14 protein-coding genes are annotated in these 14,959 nt (G+C 70.1%); 4 read left to right on the top strand and 10 right to left on the bottom strand.

Annotated elements, in window-relative coordinates:
- The first annotated feature begins 95 nt into the window (after positions 1 to 95).
- On the top strand, positions 96 to 416 hold the full coding sequence (locus tag BDW27_RS26985; protein ID WP_017546817.1) for a MerR family transcriptional regulator: 321 nt from the start codon (positions 96 to 98) through the stop codon (positions 414 to 416).
- Positions 417 to 689: 273 nt separating this feature from the next.
- Positions 690 to 1,748, top strand: a complete 1,059-nt coding sequence (locus tag BDW27_RS26980) for a DUF6924 domain-containing protein (protein WP_199560783.1) — start codon at positions 690 to 692, stop codon at positions 1,746 to 1,748.
- A gap of 406 nt (positions 1,749 to 2,154) precedes the next feature.
- Here the strand turns inward: BDW27_RS26980 and BDW27_RS26975 are convergent, their stop codons facing one another.
- The 6 genes from BDW27_RS26975 to BDW27_RS26950 form a co-directional block, all read right to left on the bottom strand.
- Positions 2,155 to 3,579, bottom strand: a complete 1,425-nt coding sequence (locus BDW27_RS26975; protein WP_110052527.1) for an FAD-binding oxidoreductase — start codon at positions 3,577 to 3,579, stop codon at positions 2,155 to 2,157.
- Positions 3,580 to 3,668: 89 nt separating this feature from the next.
- Positions 3,669 to 4,511: an ABC transporter permease gene (locus BDW27_RS26970; RefSeq protein ID WP_017546814.1), complete on the bottom strand. Its 843-nt coding sequence runs from the start codon at positions 4,509 to 4,511 to the stop codon at positions 3,669 to 3,671.
- Positions 4,511 to 5,365, bottom strand: coding sequence for an ABC transporter permease (locus BDW27_RS26965; protein WP_110052525.1), 855 nt, complete (start codon positions 5,363 to 5,365; stop codon positions 4,511 to 4,513). The genes BDW27_RS26970 and BDW27_RS26965 overlap by 1 nt, the downstream gene beginning before the upstream one ends.
- A 27-nt stretch (positions 5,366 to 5,392) precedes the next feature.
- Positions 5,393 to 6,667 (bottom strand): PotD/PotF family extracellular solute-binding protein, encoded by a 1,275-nt coding sequence (locus BDW27_RS26960; RefSeq protein ID WP_199560782.1) that lies wholly within the window; start codon positions 6,665 to 6,667, stop codon positions 5,393 to 5,395.
- A 620-nt stretch (positions 6,668 to 7,287) separates the two neighbouring features.
- Positions 7,288 to 8,442, bottom strand: coding sequence for an ABC transporter ATP-binding protein (locus BDW27_RS26955; protein WP_110052522.1), 1,155 nt, complete (start codon positions 8,440 to 8,442; stop codon positions 7,288 to 7,290).
- A gap of 48 nt (positions 8,443 to 8,490) precedes the next feature.
- On the bottom strand, positions 8,491 to 9,939 hold the full coding sequence (locus tag BDW27_RS26950; protein WP_017546810.1) for a gamma-aminobutyraldehyde dehydrogenase: 1,449 nt from the start codon (positions 9,937 to 9,939) through the stop codon (positions 8,491 to 8,493).
- A gap of 276 nt (positions 9,940 to 10,215) precedes the next feature.
- Here BDW27_RS26950 and BDW27_RS26945 point away from each other — a divergent pair, with 276 nt between their 5' ends.
- Positions 10,216 to 11,592, top strand: coding sequence for an aspartate aminotransferase family protein (locus BDW27_RS26945; RefSeq protein ID WP_110052520.1), 1,377 nt, complete (start codon positions 10,216 to 10,218; stop codon positions 11,590 to 11,592).
- 129 nt (positions 11,593 to 11,721) lie between these two features.
- Here the strand turns inward: BDW27_RS26945 and BDW27_RS27970 are convergent, their stop codons facing one another.
- The 4 genes from BDW27_RS27970 to BDW27_RS26925 form a co-directional block, all read right to left on the bottom strand.
- Positions 11,722 to 12,366 carry a hypothetical protein gene (locus tag BDW27_RS27970; protein WP_233515958.1) on the bottom strand — a complete coding sequence of 215 codons (645 nt, stop codon included), beginning with the start codon at positions 12,364 to 12,366 and terminating at the stop codon, positions 11,722 to 11,724.
- Positions 12,363 to 12,896, bottom strand: coding sequence for an ATP-binding protein (locus tag BDW27_RS26935; protein ID WP_110052518.1), 534 nt, complete (start codon positions 12,894 to 12,896; stop codon positions 12,363 to 12,365). The genes BDW27_RS27970 and BDW27_RS26935 overlap by 4 nt, the downstream gene beginning before the upstream one ends.
- Before the next feature lie 237 nt (positions 12,897 to 13,133).
- On the bottom strand, positions 13,134 to 13,667 hold the full coding sequence (locus BDW27_RS26930) for a hypothetical protein (protein WP_110052517.1): 534 nt from the start codon (positions 13,665 to 13,667) through the stop codon (positions 13,134 to 13,136).
- Positions 13,667 to 13,924: a hypothetical protein gene (locus BDW27_RS26925; RefSeq protein ID WP_017546805.1), complete on the bottom strand. Its 258-nt coding sequence runs from the start codon at positions 13,922 to 13,924 to the stop codon at positions 13,667 to 13,669. The genes BDW27_RS26930 and BDW27_RS26925 overlap by 1 nt, the downstream gene beginning before the upstream one ends.
- 187 nt (positions 13,925 to 14,111) lie before the next feature.
- Between BDW27_RS26925 and BDW27_RS26920 the strand changes: the two genes are divergently transcribed.
- On the top strand, positions 14,112 to 14,951 hold the full coding sequence (locus BDW27_RS26920; protein WP_110052515.1) for a helix-turn-helix transcriptional regulator: 840 nt from the start codon (positions 14,112 to 14,114) through the stop codon (positions 14,949 to 14,951).
- Positions 14,952 to 14,959 lie beyond the last annotated feature (8 nt).

Here is a 14,959-nt window from a genome sequence, read left to right as displayed (position 1 = left end):
CGGCAGCGGCCGGTAGGTGGTATTGAACTCTCGGGCCCCAGCGCCGTACGGCGCTGGGGCCCTCGACGTGCGTTCAGGAGAAGAAGGACACGCACTTGCCCCGTCCCGAGACCGGTCACCGGTTCGACGATGACGACTACCCCGCCTATACCGTGGGCGCCGCAGCGGAGATGATCGGCGCCACGCCGGCCTTCCTGCGCGCCCTGGGTCAGGCCAAACTGATCGAGCCACTGCGCTCGGAGGGCGGCCACCGCCGCTACTCCCGCTACCAGCTCAAGATCGCCTCCCGCGCTCGCGAACTCGTCGACGGGGGCACCCCGATCGAGTCCGCCTGCCGGATCATCATCCTTGAGGACCAGCTGGAGGAGGCCCTGCGCATCAACGAGCAACAGCGCGCCGCGGACCCGCCCAGCTGAGCGTGCCCGCTCTCCGCCGGTGTCCCCGCGCAGGCCCCCGCCCGTCAGGGCCGGGGTCTTTCCTTTTCCACGGGGTCTGCGCGACGAGAGTCCCTGACGCACCGGCTGACGGACCCGGACGGGGTCCTGCTCTGGCCCGGCGTCCTCCGACCGAGGTCCTCAGGGGAACACGGACCACCGCTGCCGCTGCGGCGGGCCCGGGGCGGCGCCGGTTCGTCGGCCCCTCCTGCTACAAGGGAACGGACCGCACGCTACGACCGTGAAGAGACCCCCTTGACACGCCCCACCCTGCCCCCGCCGCCCCACGACGAGACCGAGCGCGTGCCCGGCGCGCTGCTGGTCCGCGGCGACTGTGACGACCACGCCTGGAACGACGTGCTCGACCGTATGGGCGAACTGCCCGGCATGGTCGTCCACACCCCCGGAGAGCCCCTGCCCCCGGCGCGGGGGCCCATCCCCCGGCGCCTGCTCGTGGCCCAGGACCCCGCCTGGCGGGGCGCCGTCCCCGAGGAGGTGGCCCAGTCCCTGGGCAGCGAGGGCACCTGGCTTCCCGACCTGGTCCTGATCGCCGACCGCGGCACCACCCGCGATCCCGCCCTGCGCCCGCTCATGGCCTTCCTCCCCAACGACGACGACCTCTACCGCTTCCGCGTCACGCCCCGCCAGGCGGCCATGACCTACCTGGTGACGCACCGCCCCGGCATCGAGGACACCCTGGAGCACCACAGGGACTGCGGCGCCGCCGAGGTCGAACTCGAACCCGGCGAGTCCTACGAGGACTGGTTGGACGGATCCGACGTGATGGGCGAAGTCCTGGAGACTGCGGCGTCCGCACCCCTCTACCGGGCTCCCGACGCGCCCCTGCCCGTGATCACCCAGGACAACTCGGGGCTGCTCGTGCGCACCGACTTCAGTGACGACCACGCCTGGGCCGCGCTCGCGGCGGACGCGGACCGCCTCGACCCTCGGACCGAGGCCCCCGAGGAATACAGCCCCTTCGTGCAGATCGTGGACGACCCGGCCTTCGCGGGGGCCACACCGGAACAGGTGATGGCGATCGTCCGCCAAGGCGAGGACGACGAGGAGCCGGGTGAGGAGGTGGTGGTGATCGCCGACCGGGCCTCCATGGACGGCCCCGACCGCACCGTCCTGGTCGTACCCCTGGGGGAGAGCGTCGGGTGGTCCTTCCGCCTGCGCCCGGACCAGGTGCGGAGCATGGTGGCCAACCTCTTCGTCGGCAACAACGACATCTCGGACTGGATGGAGCAGGGCTCGCCGGACGGACCGGCGGTCATGACGGAAAAGGAAAGACGATCCTGGCGGGGCTGGTGATCACCGTGGGGAGCACCCGTCACAGGAACCGGCTGAGCGCGGGTTCGCGTTCGGGAGTTTCTCGACCCCGGTGACCGCACGCGTTCGGCGCCCGTACCGGGGTACGGGCGCCGAACGCGTCTGACACCGCGCGGCCTGCGACTTGGGCCAGTGGGCGGCCACGCGGTGGGTACCGGGGAGGTGGGGCGGACCACGGGAGGGGGCCGGTCACCTTCGTCGGCCCCCTGCGGCCCGATGCCCATCCTCGCCCCCGGTCGGGCGGGCGGCGCGCACGCCACGCCGCCCTCATCGCCCCACATGACAACCCTTGGTACAGACTTTCCGATCCTTGCCGGAAACGGCCGTTTTCCGGCCGGGTGTGCGGGAGTGCCCGGATCGGCCTCGGGGCCCGGCCGCGAGCCGCCGCTCAGCTGTCGAAGCCCATCCCCACGGAGTCCAGTCCGCGCAGCCACAGGTTGCGCCGTCCCTCGTCGCGGTCGGCGGCGGCGGTGGCCCTGAGGGTGAGTTCGATGCCCAGCGACCTGACCGGCTCGGGCGGGAACGGAAGGGGCTTCTCCCGAACCATCCGCAGCCGTGTGCGCTCGGTGTCCAGCCCGTCGAGCCGGTCCAGCATCACCTGGGCGCCGAACCGGGTGGCCCCCACGCCCAGGCCGGTGTACCCCGCCGCGTAGGCGAGTCGGCCGCCGTAGGCCTCGCCGAAGAACACCGAGAAGCGGCTGCACGTGTCGATCACCCCGCCCCACGTGTGCCCGAACCGGATACCGCTCAGCTGCGGGAAGGTCTCCAGGAAGTGCTCGGCCAGCTTCTGGAAGGTCTCGGGCCGCTGGTCGTACTCGGGTCGCACCTTCCCGCCGTAGTGGTGGATGACGTCGTAGCCGCCCCACAGGATGCGGTTGTCCGCGGTGAGCCGGTAGTAGTGGAAGAGGTTGGCGGAGTCGGAGAGCCCCTGGCGCCCCTTCCAGCCGATCGACGCCATCTGTTTGTCGGTGAGGGGTTCGGTCATCAGCGCGTAGTCGTAGACCGGGGCGAGGTAGTGCCGCAGGCGCCGCAGCGGGCCGGGGAACGCGCCGCCGCCCCAGGCCGCCTTGGGCGCGTGCAGCGTCCCGCTCCGCGCTTCCAGCCGTAGCCCGGCGGGCACGGAGCGGATGGCGCGCACCGGGGTGTTCTCGAAGAACCGCACGCCCAGCCCCTCGCAGGCGGAGCGCAGGCCCCAGGCGAGCTTGGCGGGGTGGATCATGGCCACGCCGTCGGGGTCGTGGAGGCCGCCCACGTAGGTGGGTGAGTCGATGTGCCGCCGCGTCTCCTCGGCGTCCCACACGTGCGCGGTGCGGCCCTGGGCACGGATGGCCTCGGCCGCCTCCTCGAACTCCGCGGCCTGCCAGGGGGCGGTGGCCACGAGGGTCTCGCCGGTGCGCTCGAACTCGCAGTCGATGCCGTACCGCCGGACGGTCTCCTCGATGGCGTCGAGGTTGGCCAGGCCCTGGCGTTCGAGTTCGTCGATCTCCTCGGGCCAGCGCTCGGCGCCGTTCTCGTAGCCGTGGGTGAGGCTGGCCGCGCAGAACCCGCCGTTGCGTCCGGAGGCGGCCCAGCCGGTGCTGCGGGCCTCCACCACCACGACGTCGCGCTCGGGGTCGCGTTCCTTGGCGACGAGGGCCGTCCACAGTCCGCTGAACCCGGCGCCGACCACGACGAGGTCGGCGTGGACGTCGCCCACCAGCCGCGGGGCGGGTTCGGGGACCTCGTGTCCGGGGACGTCCGGGTCCAGCCAGAAGACCCGGGGACGGGCGCCCTCCAGGGCCCGTTCCGCTGCGGCGCGCGTGGTGTCGGCCAAGGCTCTCACTCGTCTCTCGTCGTCGGACCGGCCGCCGGGGATTCGGCGGCCGGTTCCTCCAGCATGATGTGCGCGGGTCCGGTCGCGGCTCACCTTCGTCGGCGGGCCATGACGACGTTGACCACCGCCATGATCAGCCCGACCCCGAACAGCAGGGTGCCCATGACGTTGACCTGCGGCGGGATGCCGACGCGGGTCGAGCCCCAGACCCACAGCGGGAACGTGGTGACGTCGCCGCTCACGAAGGTGGTGATGATGTAGTCGTCGATGGACAGCGCGAAGGCCAGCAGCCCGCCCGCCATGATGGCGGGGAACAGCATGGGCAGGGTGACCAGGCGGAACGTGGTGAGGGGACCGGCGCCGAGGTCGCGTGCGGCCTCCTCCAGCGCCGGGTCCAGGGTGACCACCCGCGCCCGCACGGTGATGGCCACGAAGGAAACGCAGAACATCACGTGCGCGATGACGGTGGTCCAGTAGCCGGTGGTCACGTTCATCATCAGGAACGTGGACAACAGGGCGGCGCCGAGCACCACCTCGGGGGCGCTGATCGCGGAGAACATCACCAGGTTGGTGAGCTGCTTGCCCCGGAACGAGAACCGGCCGAGGGCGAGCCCGAGCAGGCTGCCGAGGGCGCCCGCGATCACCATGCTCAGCAGGGCGATGCTCACCGAGTTGAACATGGCCTCGTTGAGCGTGCCGTGCGCGAAGGCGTTGGCGTACCAGTGCAGGGTGAATCCCTGCCAGGTGATGTTGTGCTTTCCGGCGGGGTCGTTGAAGCTGAACGCCACCATGAACACGATGGGCGTGAACAGCCAGGCCAGGACCAGCCAGGTGTAGTAGCGGCCCCAGTCGGTGCGGCGGCGCGGGCGGGGGCCCGGGTCGGTCGTCGCGCCCGGGGGCGGCGGGGCGGGGGTGTCGAGGCTGGCGCTCATCACGTGTGCACCTCCATGACCCGTTCCGTGCCCAGGGCCCGCGCGTAGCTGAAGATGCCCACGAGCAGCAGCCCCATGAGGACGAAGGTGATCGACGCGGCGATCGGGTAGTTGTTGTTCACCAGGTACTGGGTCTGGATGACGTTGCCGATCATCGTGTTGTGGGTGCCGCCCAGCACGGAGGCGTTGACGTAGTCGGCGCTCGTGGGGATGAAGGTCATCAGCACGCCGGCGAACACCCCGGGCAGGGACACCGGCAGGATGACGCGCACGAACGCCTGGACGCGACCCGCGTAGAGGTCGTGCGCGGCCTCGACCAGGCGCGGGTCCATGCGTTCGAGGACGGCGTAGATCGGCAGCACCATGAACGGCAGGAAGTTGTAGGCCAGGCCCAGCACCACAGCGGGGGCGGAGTTGAGGACCTGGGCGTCGGCGGGGAGCATCCCCACCGACTTCAGGGTTCCGAGGACGACGCCGTTGTCGGCCAGCAGGAACCGCCAGGAGATGGTGCGCAGCACGAAGGACACGAAGAACGGCAGCAGGATGAGCAGCAGGTACGTGGACTTGTGCGGCCCGGCGCGGAAGGCGATCCAGTAGGCCATGGGGTAGCCCACCACGATGCACACCAGGGTGGCGCAGCCGCCGTAGAACAGGGAGCGCAGGATCTGCTCCCAGTACGTGCCGACGGCGTTGACGTAGTTGCCCACCTCGAAGGTCTGCTGGAAGCCGGTGACCACGTTTCCGGTGGTCAGGGACAGCGACAGCATCCCGCCGATGGGGACCACGAAGAACAGCGCCAGCCAGATCCACGCCGGGAGCACCAGGACGTAGGGCGTCGTCTTTCGGTTTCTCATGGGATCAGCTCGGGTTCGGTCGAGCGGTCAGCTCTGGGTGATGGCCTGGAAGATCGAGGCGAACTCGTCCTGCTGGTCGGTCTCCAGGGTGACGAAGTTGTGCAGGTTCTGGTAGTCGCCCTCCTCGGGGAAGACCAGGGTGCTCTCGGCCATGGCGTCGAGGGCCTCGCCCCGGTCGCTGCCGTCCTCGGCCTCGGCCCACTCGGCCATGACCTCCTGGGCGTGCGGCACGGGCGGGATGTAGCTGATGTACTCGGTGAGACCGGTGGCGATCTCCGGTTCGTACAGGAAGTCCATGAGCTTGAGGGCGTCGACGGGTGCCTGCGAGGTGAAGGGGATCAGCAGGTTGTCGGTCCACAGGGTGGCGCCCTCCTCCGGGATGACGAACCTGAGGTTGGTGCCCTCCTCGGAGTTCTGCTGGTAGATGTCGCCGGACCAGGCCATGGTGATCCACAGGTCGCCGTTGGTCAGCGGCTGGATGAAGTCCTGGTCGTAGTAGGCGCGCACCACCCCGGAGTCGCGCTGTTCGCGGAGCTTCTCGGCGGCGGCCTCCCAGTCCTCCTTGGTGGAGTCGGCGGGCAGGACCCCGTTGGCCAGAAGTCCGAAGTTGGCGATCTCCTGCGGGTCGGCGAACATGCCGACCTTGCCCTCGAAGGCGGGGTCCCACAGGTCCTGGAGGCTGGTGATCTCGCGGTCGACGTACTCGGGGTTGTAGGCGATCCCGGTGATGCCGGAGGCGTAGGGGACGCTGTACCGGTTGCCGGGGTCGTAGTTGCTGTTCTTGTACACCTCACCCGCGTAGTTGGCGAAGTTGGGCATCTGGGCGTGGTCGAGCTGGACCAGGTAGCCGAGTTCCACGAGCTTGCTGAACTCGAACCCGTTGGGCACGGTCATGAGGTCGTAGCCGATGTCGTCGCCGTTGGCGAGGCGCGGCTGGATCTGCCCGAAGAAGGACGCCGCCTCCTGGACGTCCTCGTGGTAGGCCACGTCGATGCCGGTGGACTCCTTGAACTGCTCCAGCTGGGTGCGGTCCGGGTCCATGTACAGCGGCCAGTTGGCCCAGCGCAGCGATCCGGTCTCCTCCTTGTCCACCCAGTAGTCGGCGCCGGACTCGGGTTCGCGCTGCTGTCCTCCCACCCCGCAGCCGGACAGGGCGAGCGCCGCGGCGGCGGCGCCACCGGCCTGGAGGGTGCGGCGACGGGTCGGGCCGAGCGGCGCGGGCAGGACGGGGCGTCCGCGCCGGGCCCGGGTGAGTCCGCGCAGGAGTGCCGGGGTCAGGTGCGCGCGGGAGGGGTGGGTCATGTCGTCGTTCCCTACTTCGGATCTGGGGTGTGCCGTGAGTGCGGGAGGCCGGTGAGCGGGGAGGGCCAGATGGGGGGTGGAGCCTGTGGAGTCGTGTGTGGACGCTGGGTGATGCTGGTGTGGTTCGCGGTGCCCGGGTGTGGGGTGGTCCCGGAGCCTGGGTTGGCCCGGGGGGTGGTCCGGGGGGGTGGTCCGGGTGTCGGTCCAGGTGGGCTGGTCCCGGGACCAGGGTTGGCCCCGGGTGTGGAGTGGTCTGGGCGTCGGCTCGGGTGGGCTGGCCCCCGGGGCCTGGGTTGGGTTGGGGGTGGTTTTGGGTGGTCTGGAGTGTCAGCCCGGGTGGGGCGGTCCTGATGTGGTCCGGGAGTAGGTCGGGTGTGGGGAATCAGGTGGGGTGTGGAGTGGTCCCGGGGCCTGGGTTGGCCCGAGTGTGCGGTGCCGGGCTGGAGAGCCAAGTGGGGTGCGGGCTGGTCCAGGGACCTGGTGTGGCCCGGGTGTGGGGTGGTCCCGGAGCCTGGGTTGACCCGAGTGTCAGGTGGTCCGAGCGTCGGACCGGGCTGGGGAGTCAGGTGGGGTGCGGGCTGGCCCCGGGGCCCTGGTGTGGCCCGGGGGTGGGTGTGGGCTCAGACGGGCAGCGCGTACGAGTGGCGCGGTGACCAGGAGACCCAGACGGGGTCGCCGCGCCCGGCCACCAGGGCGGAGTCCGTGGAGTTCTGCTGGTAGACGGTCATCTCCGAGCCGTTCGCCAGCGCCACCTGGTAGTGCGTGGCCGCGCCCATGTAGACGGTCTCGGTGACGGTGCCGGGCAGAGCGCAGAGGTCGCCCTCGGGGCGTTCGGTGCCGATCCGCACCTTCTCCGGGCGCACGGTCAGGTGGGTGGACGCGCCCGCCGAGGTCCCCCTGGGGAGTTCCGCCACCAGCGCGGTGAGGCCCTGGCCGAGGTCGACCCGGTGGTGCCCGGCCGGGTCGGCGTCACCGACGGTCCCGGTGAGCAGGTTGCTGGTGCCGATGAAGTCGGCCACGAACCTGGTGGCGGGGCGCTCGTAGATCTCGGCGGGGGTGCCGAGCTGTTCCACGAGGCCGTTGTTCATCACGGCGACCCGGTCCGACATGGTCAGGGCCTCGCCCTGGTCGTGGGTGACGTAGACGAAGGTGATGCCGACCTCGCGTTGGATGCGCTTGAGTTCGACCTGCATGGACTGGCGGAGCTTGAGGTCCAGGGCGCCCAGGGGCTCGTCGAGCAGGAGGGCTCCGGGCTCGTTGACCAGCGCCCGCGCCAGGGCGACCCGCTGCTGCTGTCCCCCGGAGAGCTGCGCCGGGCGGTGCTTGGCGCGGTGGCCGAGTTCGACCAGCTCCAGCATCTCCTCCACCCTGCGGCGGATCTCCTGCTTGGCGACCTTCCGGCGTTCCAGGCCGAAGGCGACGTTGGCGGCGACGCTCATGTGCGGGAAGAGCGCGTAGCTCTGGAACACCATGTTGACGTCGCGGTGGTTGGCCGCGACCCCGGTGACGTCGCGGCCGGAGAGGCGCACGACCCCCTCGGTGGGTTCCTCGAACCCGGCGATCATCCGCATCGTGGTGGTCTTGCCGCATCCGGAGGGGCCCAGCAGCGAGAAGAACTCGCCGTGGTCGATCTCCAGGTCGACGCCGCCGACGGCCCGGACGGTCTCCGGGCCGGACCGGTAGGCCTTGACCACGCGCTCAAGGCTGATCGCCGGGCCGGGCCGTTCCGGGGCCGTCACCGGCTCCTGTGTACTGCTGTTCGCGGTGGTGACCATGGGGGGTTCCTGTGGGTTCTGTCGGGTTCGGGGGCTGGTCGGCCCCGGTCAGGGACCGATGTAGCTCATGACGTGCTTGACCCGGGTGTACTCCTCGAACGAGTACGTGGACAGGTCCTTGCCGTAGCCGGAGTGCTTGAACCCGCCGTGCGGCATCTCCGCCGTGATGGGGATGTGGGTGTTGATCCACACGCAGCCGAAGTCGAGGCGGCGCGAGACCCTCAGGGCGCGGGCGTGGTCCCGGGTCCACACGCTGGAGGCCAGGCCGTACTCCACGGCGTTGGCCCAGGCCACGGCGGTGTCCTCGTCGGTGAAGCGCTGGACGGTCAGGACGGGGCCGAAGATCTCGTCGGTGACCAGTTCGTCCCCCTGGCGCAGCCCGGAGACGACCGTGGGCGCGTAGAAGAAGCCCTCATCCCCCACGCGGGCGCCGCCGGTGAGGATCTCGGCGTGGTCGGGGGTGCGCTCCAGGAACCCGGTGACGCGGGCGAGCTGGTCGGCGTTGTTGACGGGGCCGTAGGCGGCGTCGGGGCGGTCCGGCCCGGCGGTGACGGTGCCGCGCGCCTGCTCGGTGAGGGCGGCGGCGAGGTCGTCGTGGATGCCGGGGGCGGCGAGGATGCGGGTGGCCGCCGTGCAGTCCTGGCCCGCGTTGAAGAACCCGGCCTCGGCGATCCCCTCGGCGGCGCGTTCCACGTCGGCGTCGTCGAAGACGATCACGGGCGCCTTGCCGCCGAGTTCGAGGTGGAGGCGCTTGAGGTCGCGCGATCCGGCCTGGGCGACCTCGTATCCGGCACGGGTGGAGCCGGTGAGGGAGATCAGCGCGGGGACGGGGTGGTCGACGAGGGCGCGGCCGGTGTCGCGGTCGCCGCAGACCACGTTGAACACTCCGGCGGGGAGGAACTCGGCGGCGATCTCCGCGAGCAGGAGCGTGGAGACCGGGGTGGTGTCCGAGGGCTTGAGCACGATCGTGTTCCCGGCGGCCAGGGCCGGGCCGATCTTCCAGGCCGCCATCGCCATGGGGTAGTTCCACGGGGTGATCTGGCCGACCACGCCGAGGGGTTCGCGCCGGACCCAGGAGGTGTGGTCGCGCAGGTACTCCCCCGCCGCCCGGCCCTCCAGGTTGCGGGTGGCTCCGGCGAAGAACCGCAGGGCGTCCAGGACCTGCCCGATCTCCTCGGTCCGGGTGAGGCCGACGGGCTTGCCGCAGTTGCGGACCTCCGCGGCGACGAGTTCGTCGGCGCGGGACTCGACGGCGTCGGCGAACCGGTTGAGCGCGATCTGCCGTTCGGCCGGGGTCCAGTCCCGCCAGCCGCCTTCGAAGGCGCGACGCGCGGCCTGGAAGGCGGCGTCGACGTCCTCGGCTCCCGAGACCGGCGCGGTGGCGAAGACCCGTCCCGTGGCGGGGTCGACGAGTTCGCTGCGGCGCCCCTCGACGGTGTCGGCGTACGCGCCGTCCACGAAGTTGCGCAGGTGGACGGTTTCGGGCCCTTGGGTCACGGCGGCCTCCCTGGGTTCGAGCGCAGCGGGCGCGCGGGTGTGTGTGGCCTGTGACTGGTCACATTGCCACCCTCACGGGGCGACTTCAAGCATTCCCAAGGGATTCCGTTGTGAAGATTGGATTACTCGACGGAATACTTGACAGACCCCCGGCAGATGCGACTATTTCTATTGAGCAGGGCGCACAGGGTCGAGTAGGCGGCGCGGGGTGTGCGCGGTGCCCGAACCTCGGTCCGGTGCCTGCCCCCTCATCACCCAGAGAACTTGGAGAGCCGAGTGGAACCGCGTCTGAACTCCGAGAACCTGCAACGGGCCGCCCGGGACCACCTGTGGATGCACTTCACCGAGATGGCCGCCTACGACGAAGCCGACGTCCCGGTGATCACCCGGGGCGAGGGCGAGTACGTCTACGACGACCACGGCAACCGGTACCTGGACGGCCTGTCCGGGCTGTTCGTGTCCCAGGTGGGCCACGGGCGCACGGAGATCGCCGACGCCATCGCCGAGCAGGCCCGTGAGCTGGCCTATTTCCCGATCTGGACCTACGCGCACCCGAGGGCGGTGGAGCTGGCCGACCGGCTGGCCGGGCTGGCCCCGGGCGACCTCAACCGGGTGTTCTTCACGGGTGGCGGTTCCGAGGCGGTGGAGTCGGCGTGGAAGCTGGCCCGCCAGTACTTCAAGGCGATCGGCCAGCCCACCCGGCACAAGGTGATCAGCCGCAACATCGCCTACCACGGCACCAGCTTGGGGGCGCTGTCCATCACCGGCCTCCAGGCCATCAAGAGCCCCTTCGAACCCCTGGTCCCCAGCACCATCCAGGTGCCCAACACCAACCTGTACCGGGCGCCCGTGCACGGCGACGATCCGGAGGCCTTCGGCCGCTGGGCGGCGGACCAGATCGAGGAGGCCATCCTCCAGAACGACCCCGAGACGATCGCGGCCGTGTACGTCGAGCCGGTGCAGAACTCGGGCGGCTGCTTCCCGCCGCCGCCCGGCTACCTCCAGCGGGTGCGGGAGATCTGCGACCGCCACGGGGTGCTCATGGTCTCCGACGAGGTCATCTGCGCCTTCGGGCGGCTGGGCGAGTACTTCGGGGCCACGAAGTACGGCTACGTGCCGGACATGATCACCTTCGCCAAGGGCGCCACCAGCGGGTACGTGCCGCTGGGCGGGCTGATCGCGCGGGACAAGCTGATGGAGCCCTTCCAGGAGGAGGGTGCGGCCTTCCTGCACGGGATCACCTTCGCCGGGCACCCCGTGGCGGCCGCCGCCGCGCTGGCCAACCTCGACCTGTTCGAGAGCGAGGGCATCCTCGACAACGTCCGTGAGAACGGACCGGTGCTCCGGGCCACGCTGGAGCGGCTGCTGGACCTGCCGATCGTCGGCGACGTGCGCGGCGAGGGCTTCTTCTACGGGATCGAGCTGGTCCGGGACAAGGAGACCAAGGAGACCTTCTCCGCCGAGGAGTCGAAGACCCTGTTGAAGGGGTTCATCTCCTCCGCGCTGTTCGAGGCGGGGCTGATCTGCCGCGCGGACGACCGGGGCGAACCGGTGATCCAGCTGTCGCCGCCGCTGACCTGCGGCCCCGAGCACTTCGACGAGATCGAGCGCATTCTGCGCAAGGTCCTCACCGAGGCCTGGTCCCGCCTGTAGGACCGCGCCTCCCCGAACCTGGTCGGACACCAGGGGCCCGCCCCGGACACGCGCGTGTCCGGGGCGGGTCTGCTGTTCTCGCCGAGGGGCGGGTGCGGAGTCCTGGGGCGGGTGCGGGTGCGGGTGCGGTCAGGGGAACGGGAGGCAGCCCGGGGGAACGCTCGACGCGGGCAGGACTCCGGCCGCTCGCACGAGACCCTCGCCGATCGCCACCCCTGTTTGGAGGCCGAACAGGAGCGTCGCGCCCACGGCCAGGGCGGGCCAGCCCGACCACCGGAGCGGGGCCCGGTGACGGCCGCGCGCTGGTTCGGGCGGTTCGGGCGGTGCGGGCGGTGCGGGCGCCGGTTCCCTGGCGGCGGTCTCCGCTGCCTCCCTGGCCTCGCGCGCGGCTCGCTCGCGGTGCTGTCGGGCCACGATCACCCAGTGCGGGAGCTGCCCGTACTGGAGGCGGTGGGCGACCCTGGGATTGCCCACCATCTGGGGCAGCAGCCGCCGTTCCCGCTCCTGCTGGGTCTCCGAGCCGAACCAGCCGTCCGGCCCGGGAGGGTGGGCGGCGTCCCCGGATCCGGGATGAGTGGTGGGCTCTCCGGTGAGGGAGTGCGTGCGGGTGTGCGTGCGGATGCGGGAGCGGGTGCGGATGCGTGCGCTCGTTTCGCCGGGGCGGGAGAAGCGGTGTCCTCTGGGCGCGTCCAGTACCGACCTCAGCCGGGGGTCAGTGTCAGGGCCGGTGTCGACGTTGGTGCCCGTTTCGGTGCCGGTGTCGAAGTCGGTCATGGCTGGTCTCCGGCGAGCGTGAACTCGGCCCAGGCGACGGTGCCCAGCCCGGCGCAGAAGGGGAAGTCCAGCACCGAGCGGGTGCCCCAGCGGCTGGCGAGGTGGTGGATGAGCAGCAGGCCCCGGCCGCGCTCGGCCTCGTCCCACTCCTCGGGGGTGCGCTGGTCCGGGAGCTTCGGTCCCAGCTGATCGGCGGCGTCGGTACGGGTGCCGTCGTCGATGAACACCACCTTGAGGGTGGTGGCGGTGGGCATGTGCAGGGTACGGATCACCCGGCCTTCGGGGTCCTCACCGGAGAGGGAGTGGTCGCAGGCGTTGGCGAACATCTCGCTGGCGCACAGGATGACGTCTGCTGCGGACTGGGCGCCCAACCCGGCCAACCTGCCCAGGTCGGCGGCCAGATCGGAACGCACGCGCGAGACCTGGGAGAGGTCACCCGGGTAGACGCGGAAGGGCCAGCGGCGTCCGACGGAGGGTGCGGTGGCGGTCACCGAGTGGAGTGGGGCGGGAGTGTGCGGCACAATGGTCATGTCGGCAGTTCTCTTTCTCTTTCGGGGGTGAGTGTCGGCCTGCTCTGGGGGTGGTGGTGCACCCGCCAGAGCTTTTTCGTGTGCGCGCGGCGACGCTGGCGGGTTCGGATTCGGTTCTGACGCGGCGGTTGAGCCTGTCGGTCCGACCAGGAGCAGGACGAGTGTGGGCGCGCGCCCGCCGGATCGCTCGGGGGTGAGGAACCTCAGCGGACGCGCGGGGTCTTGGGTGGTTCGGGTTCAGACCTTCGGCGGTTCGGGGGTACCGGGCTTGGGCTTGGTGTCCGACGAGGAGTCGCCCGTGCCCAGGTGGCGGTGGGCGAGCAGCCGCAGCAGTTCCGGGCGGGTGAACGCGGTGATCCGCTCGAAGGGATCGCCCTCCCCCTTCCAGCCGAAGGGGCGGCGGGCCACGAACTTCTGGTTCGGCTCGGTGCCCTCGATGGTCATCGCCCAGTGCCGGTAGAGGAGATCGCACAAGACCCGCTCGGGGACCAGGAGCCCGCCGGTGGGTGGGGTCCCGTACGGGCGCCGGAGCGGGAGCTTGGGCGTGGACCGGGTGGTGGGGTGCTCCGCGATGGCCTGGTCGATCATCTGGGTGGCCAGCTCCATGTCCTGTTCCTCGCTGGCGATGCCCAGGGCTTCGAGGATCAGGGGGAGCCGGTTGCGGAGGGTGTGGGAGTACCAGTCGGAGAGTTCCTGGGGCGAGAGGTGCTCGGGGGCCTGGAGGGCGTCCTTGGCGACGGCGAGCAGGTCACCGGTGTAGGTGTCGAGCATCAGAAGGCCACCGCCAGCCGCTGGAGTGCGGAGACCAGGTCCCGCAGGACGTCCAGGGGGACGGTGTCCATGGGGCGTCGGGGTGAGGGGACCAGCGGGCGCCGGGAGGAGTTCGACGGTGCTGTGCCCTTGAGGCTCTGGAGTGCTGAGGCGTAGTCGCGCACTCGTGCTGCCTTGCGGGGGCGACGGCGGCGCCTTGCTTCCGAGGCCAGCCAGCGCACGTGCGCCAGCTCGGAGAGGTTGAGGTATCGCGGCATAGCGCGGCTCCGGGTGTTCGGGTGCCGGGTGGGAGACCCGGGCGGGATTTCAAGTTAACATCATCATGGAACCTGAATTTCCGATTTTCAAGACCAGCCTGAAATCCCGCCCGGGAAATCCCTGAATGTCCAGTTCAAAGGCCCAAAGGATCTAGGATTCGAAGTGCGCCCAGCCACCGGGAGAAAGATGACGCAGCGATACAGCCCCACCGTCCGCCGCCGACGTCTGTCTGATGAGCTTCGGCGACGCCGTGATGCCGCGCGGATGACCCTCGATGACGCCGCACCGGCTGCCGAGATGTCGCGCACCACCATCAGCAACATCGAGTCCGGGGTGAAGAAGCGACCTCAGGTACATGAGGTGAAGGCCCTCCTCGACGCCTACTCGGTGACAGACCAGCGGGAGCGGGAGGAGATCCTCAACCTGGTGCGTCAGTCACGTGAGAGCGGCTGGTGGTCAAGGTACAGAGATGTCCTGTCAGGCAAGTTCATCGGCTTCGAAGCCGAAGCAAGTGTGATCAGCACCTGGGAGCCCTTGGTGATCCCGGGCTTGTTGCAGGTGCCCGACTACGTTAGGGCCCTCGCCAAAGCCGGGCGGATCCGTGATGAGCACGCCATCCAGAGGGCGGTCGATGCCAGAATCGAACGCCAGAGAATCCTGAGCACTGATCCGCCAGAGATTTGGGCAGTGTTCTCCGAAGGCGCCCTCCTTGCCCTGGCTGCTGAGAACCCCGAGGCGCTGAAACGGCAAGTGGAGTATTTGCTGGAAGTTTCTTCGGTGGGAACGACCACTGTTCAGATGACCCTTGCCAACCGGTTGACACCTGGCCTCGGTGGCCCTTTCGTCATCATGGACTTCCCTGAAGCAGTCGACCCAACAGTCGTGTACTTGGAGACTGACACGGACGGCCTGTACCTGGAGGAACCTGATGAGGTCGCGAGGTATCGCCACGTCTTCGGTCACCTACGTATCGCGGCCTTAACTCCAGAAGAGACCGTAGAGCGCCTGACAGCAATGATCACCTAGGAACTGAT

The sequence above is a fragment of the Nocardiopsis sp. L17-MgMaSL7 genome, from assembly GCF_003182025.1.
GTDB classification, from domain to species: domain Bacteria; phylum Actinomycetota; class Actinomycetes; order Streptosporangiales; family Streptosporangiaceae; genus Nocardiopsis; species Nocardiopsis prasina.
This window is presented reverse-complemented; position numbering and strand designations above follow the sequence as displayed.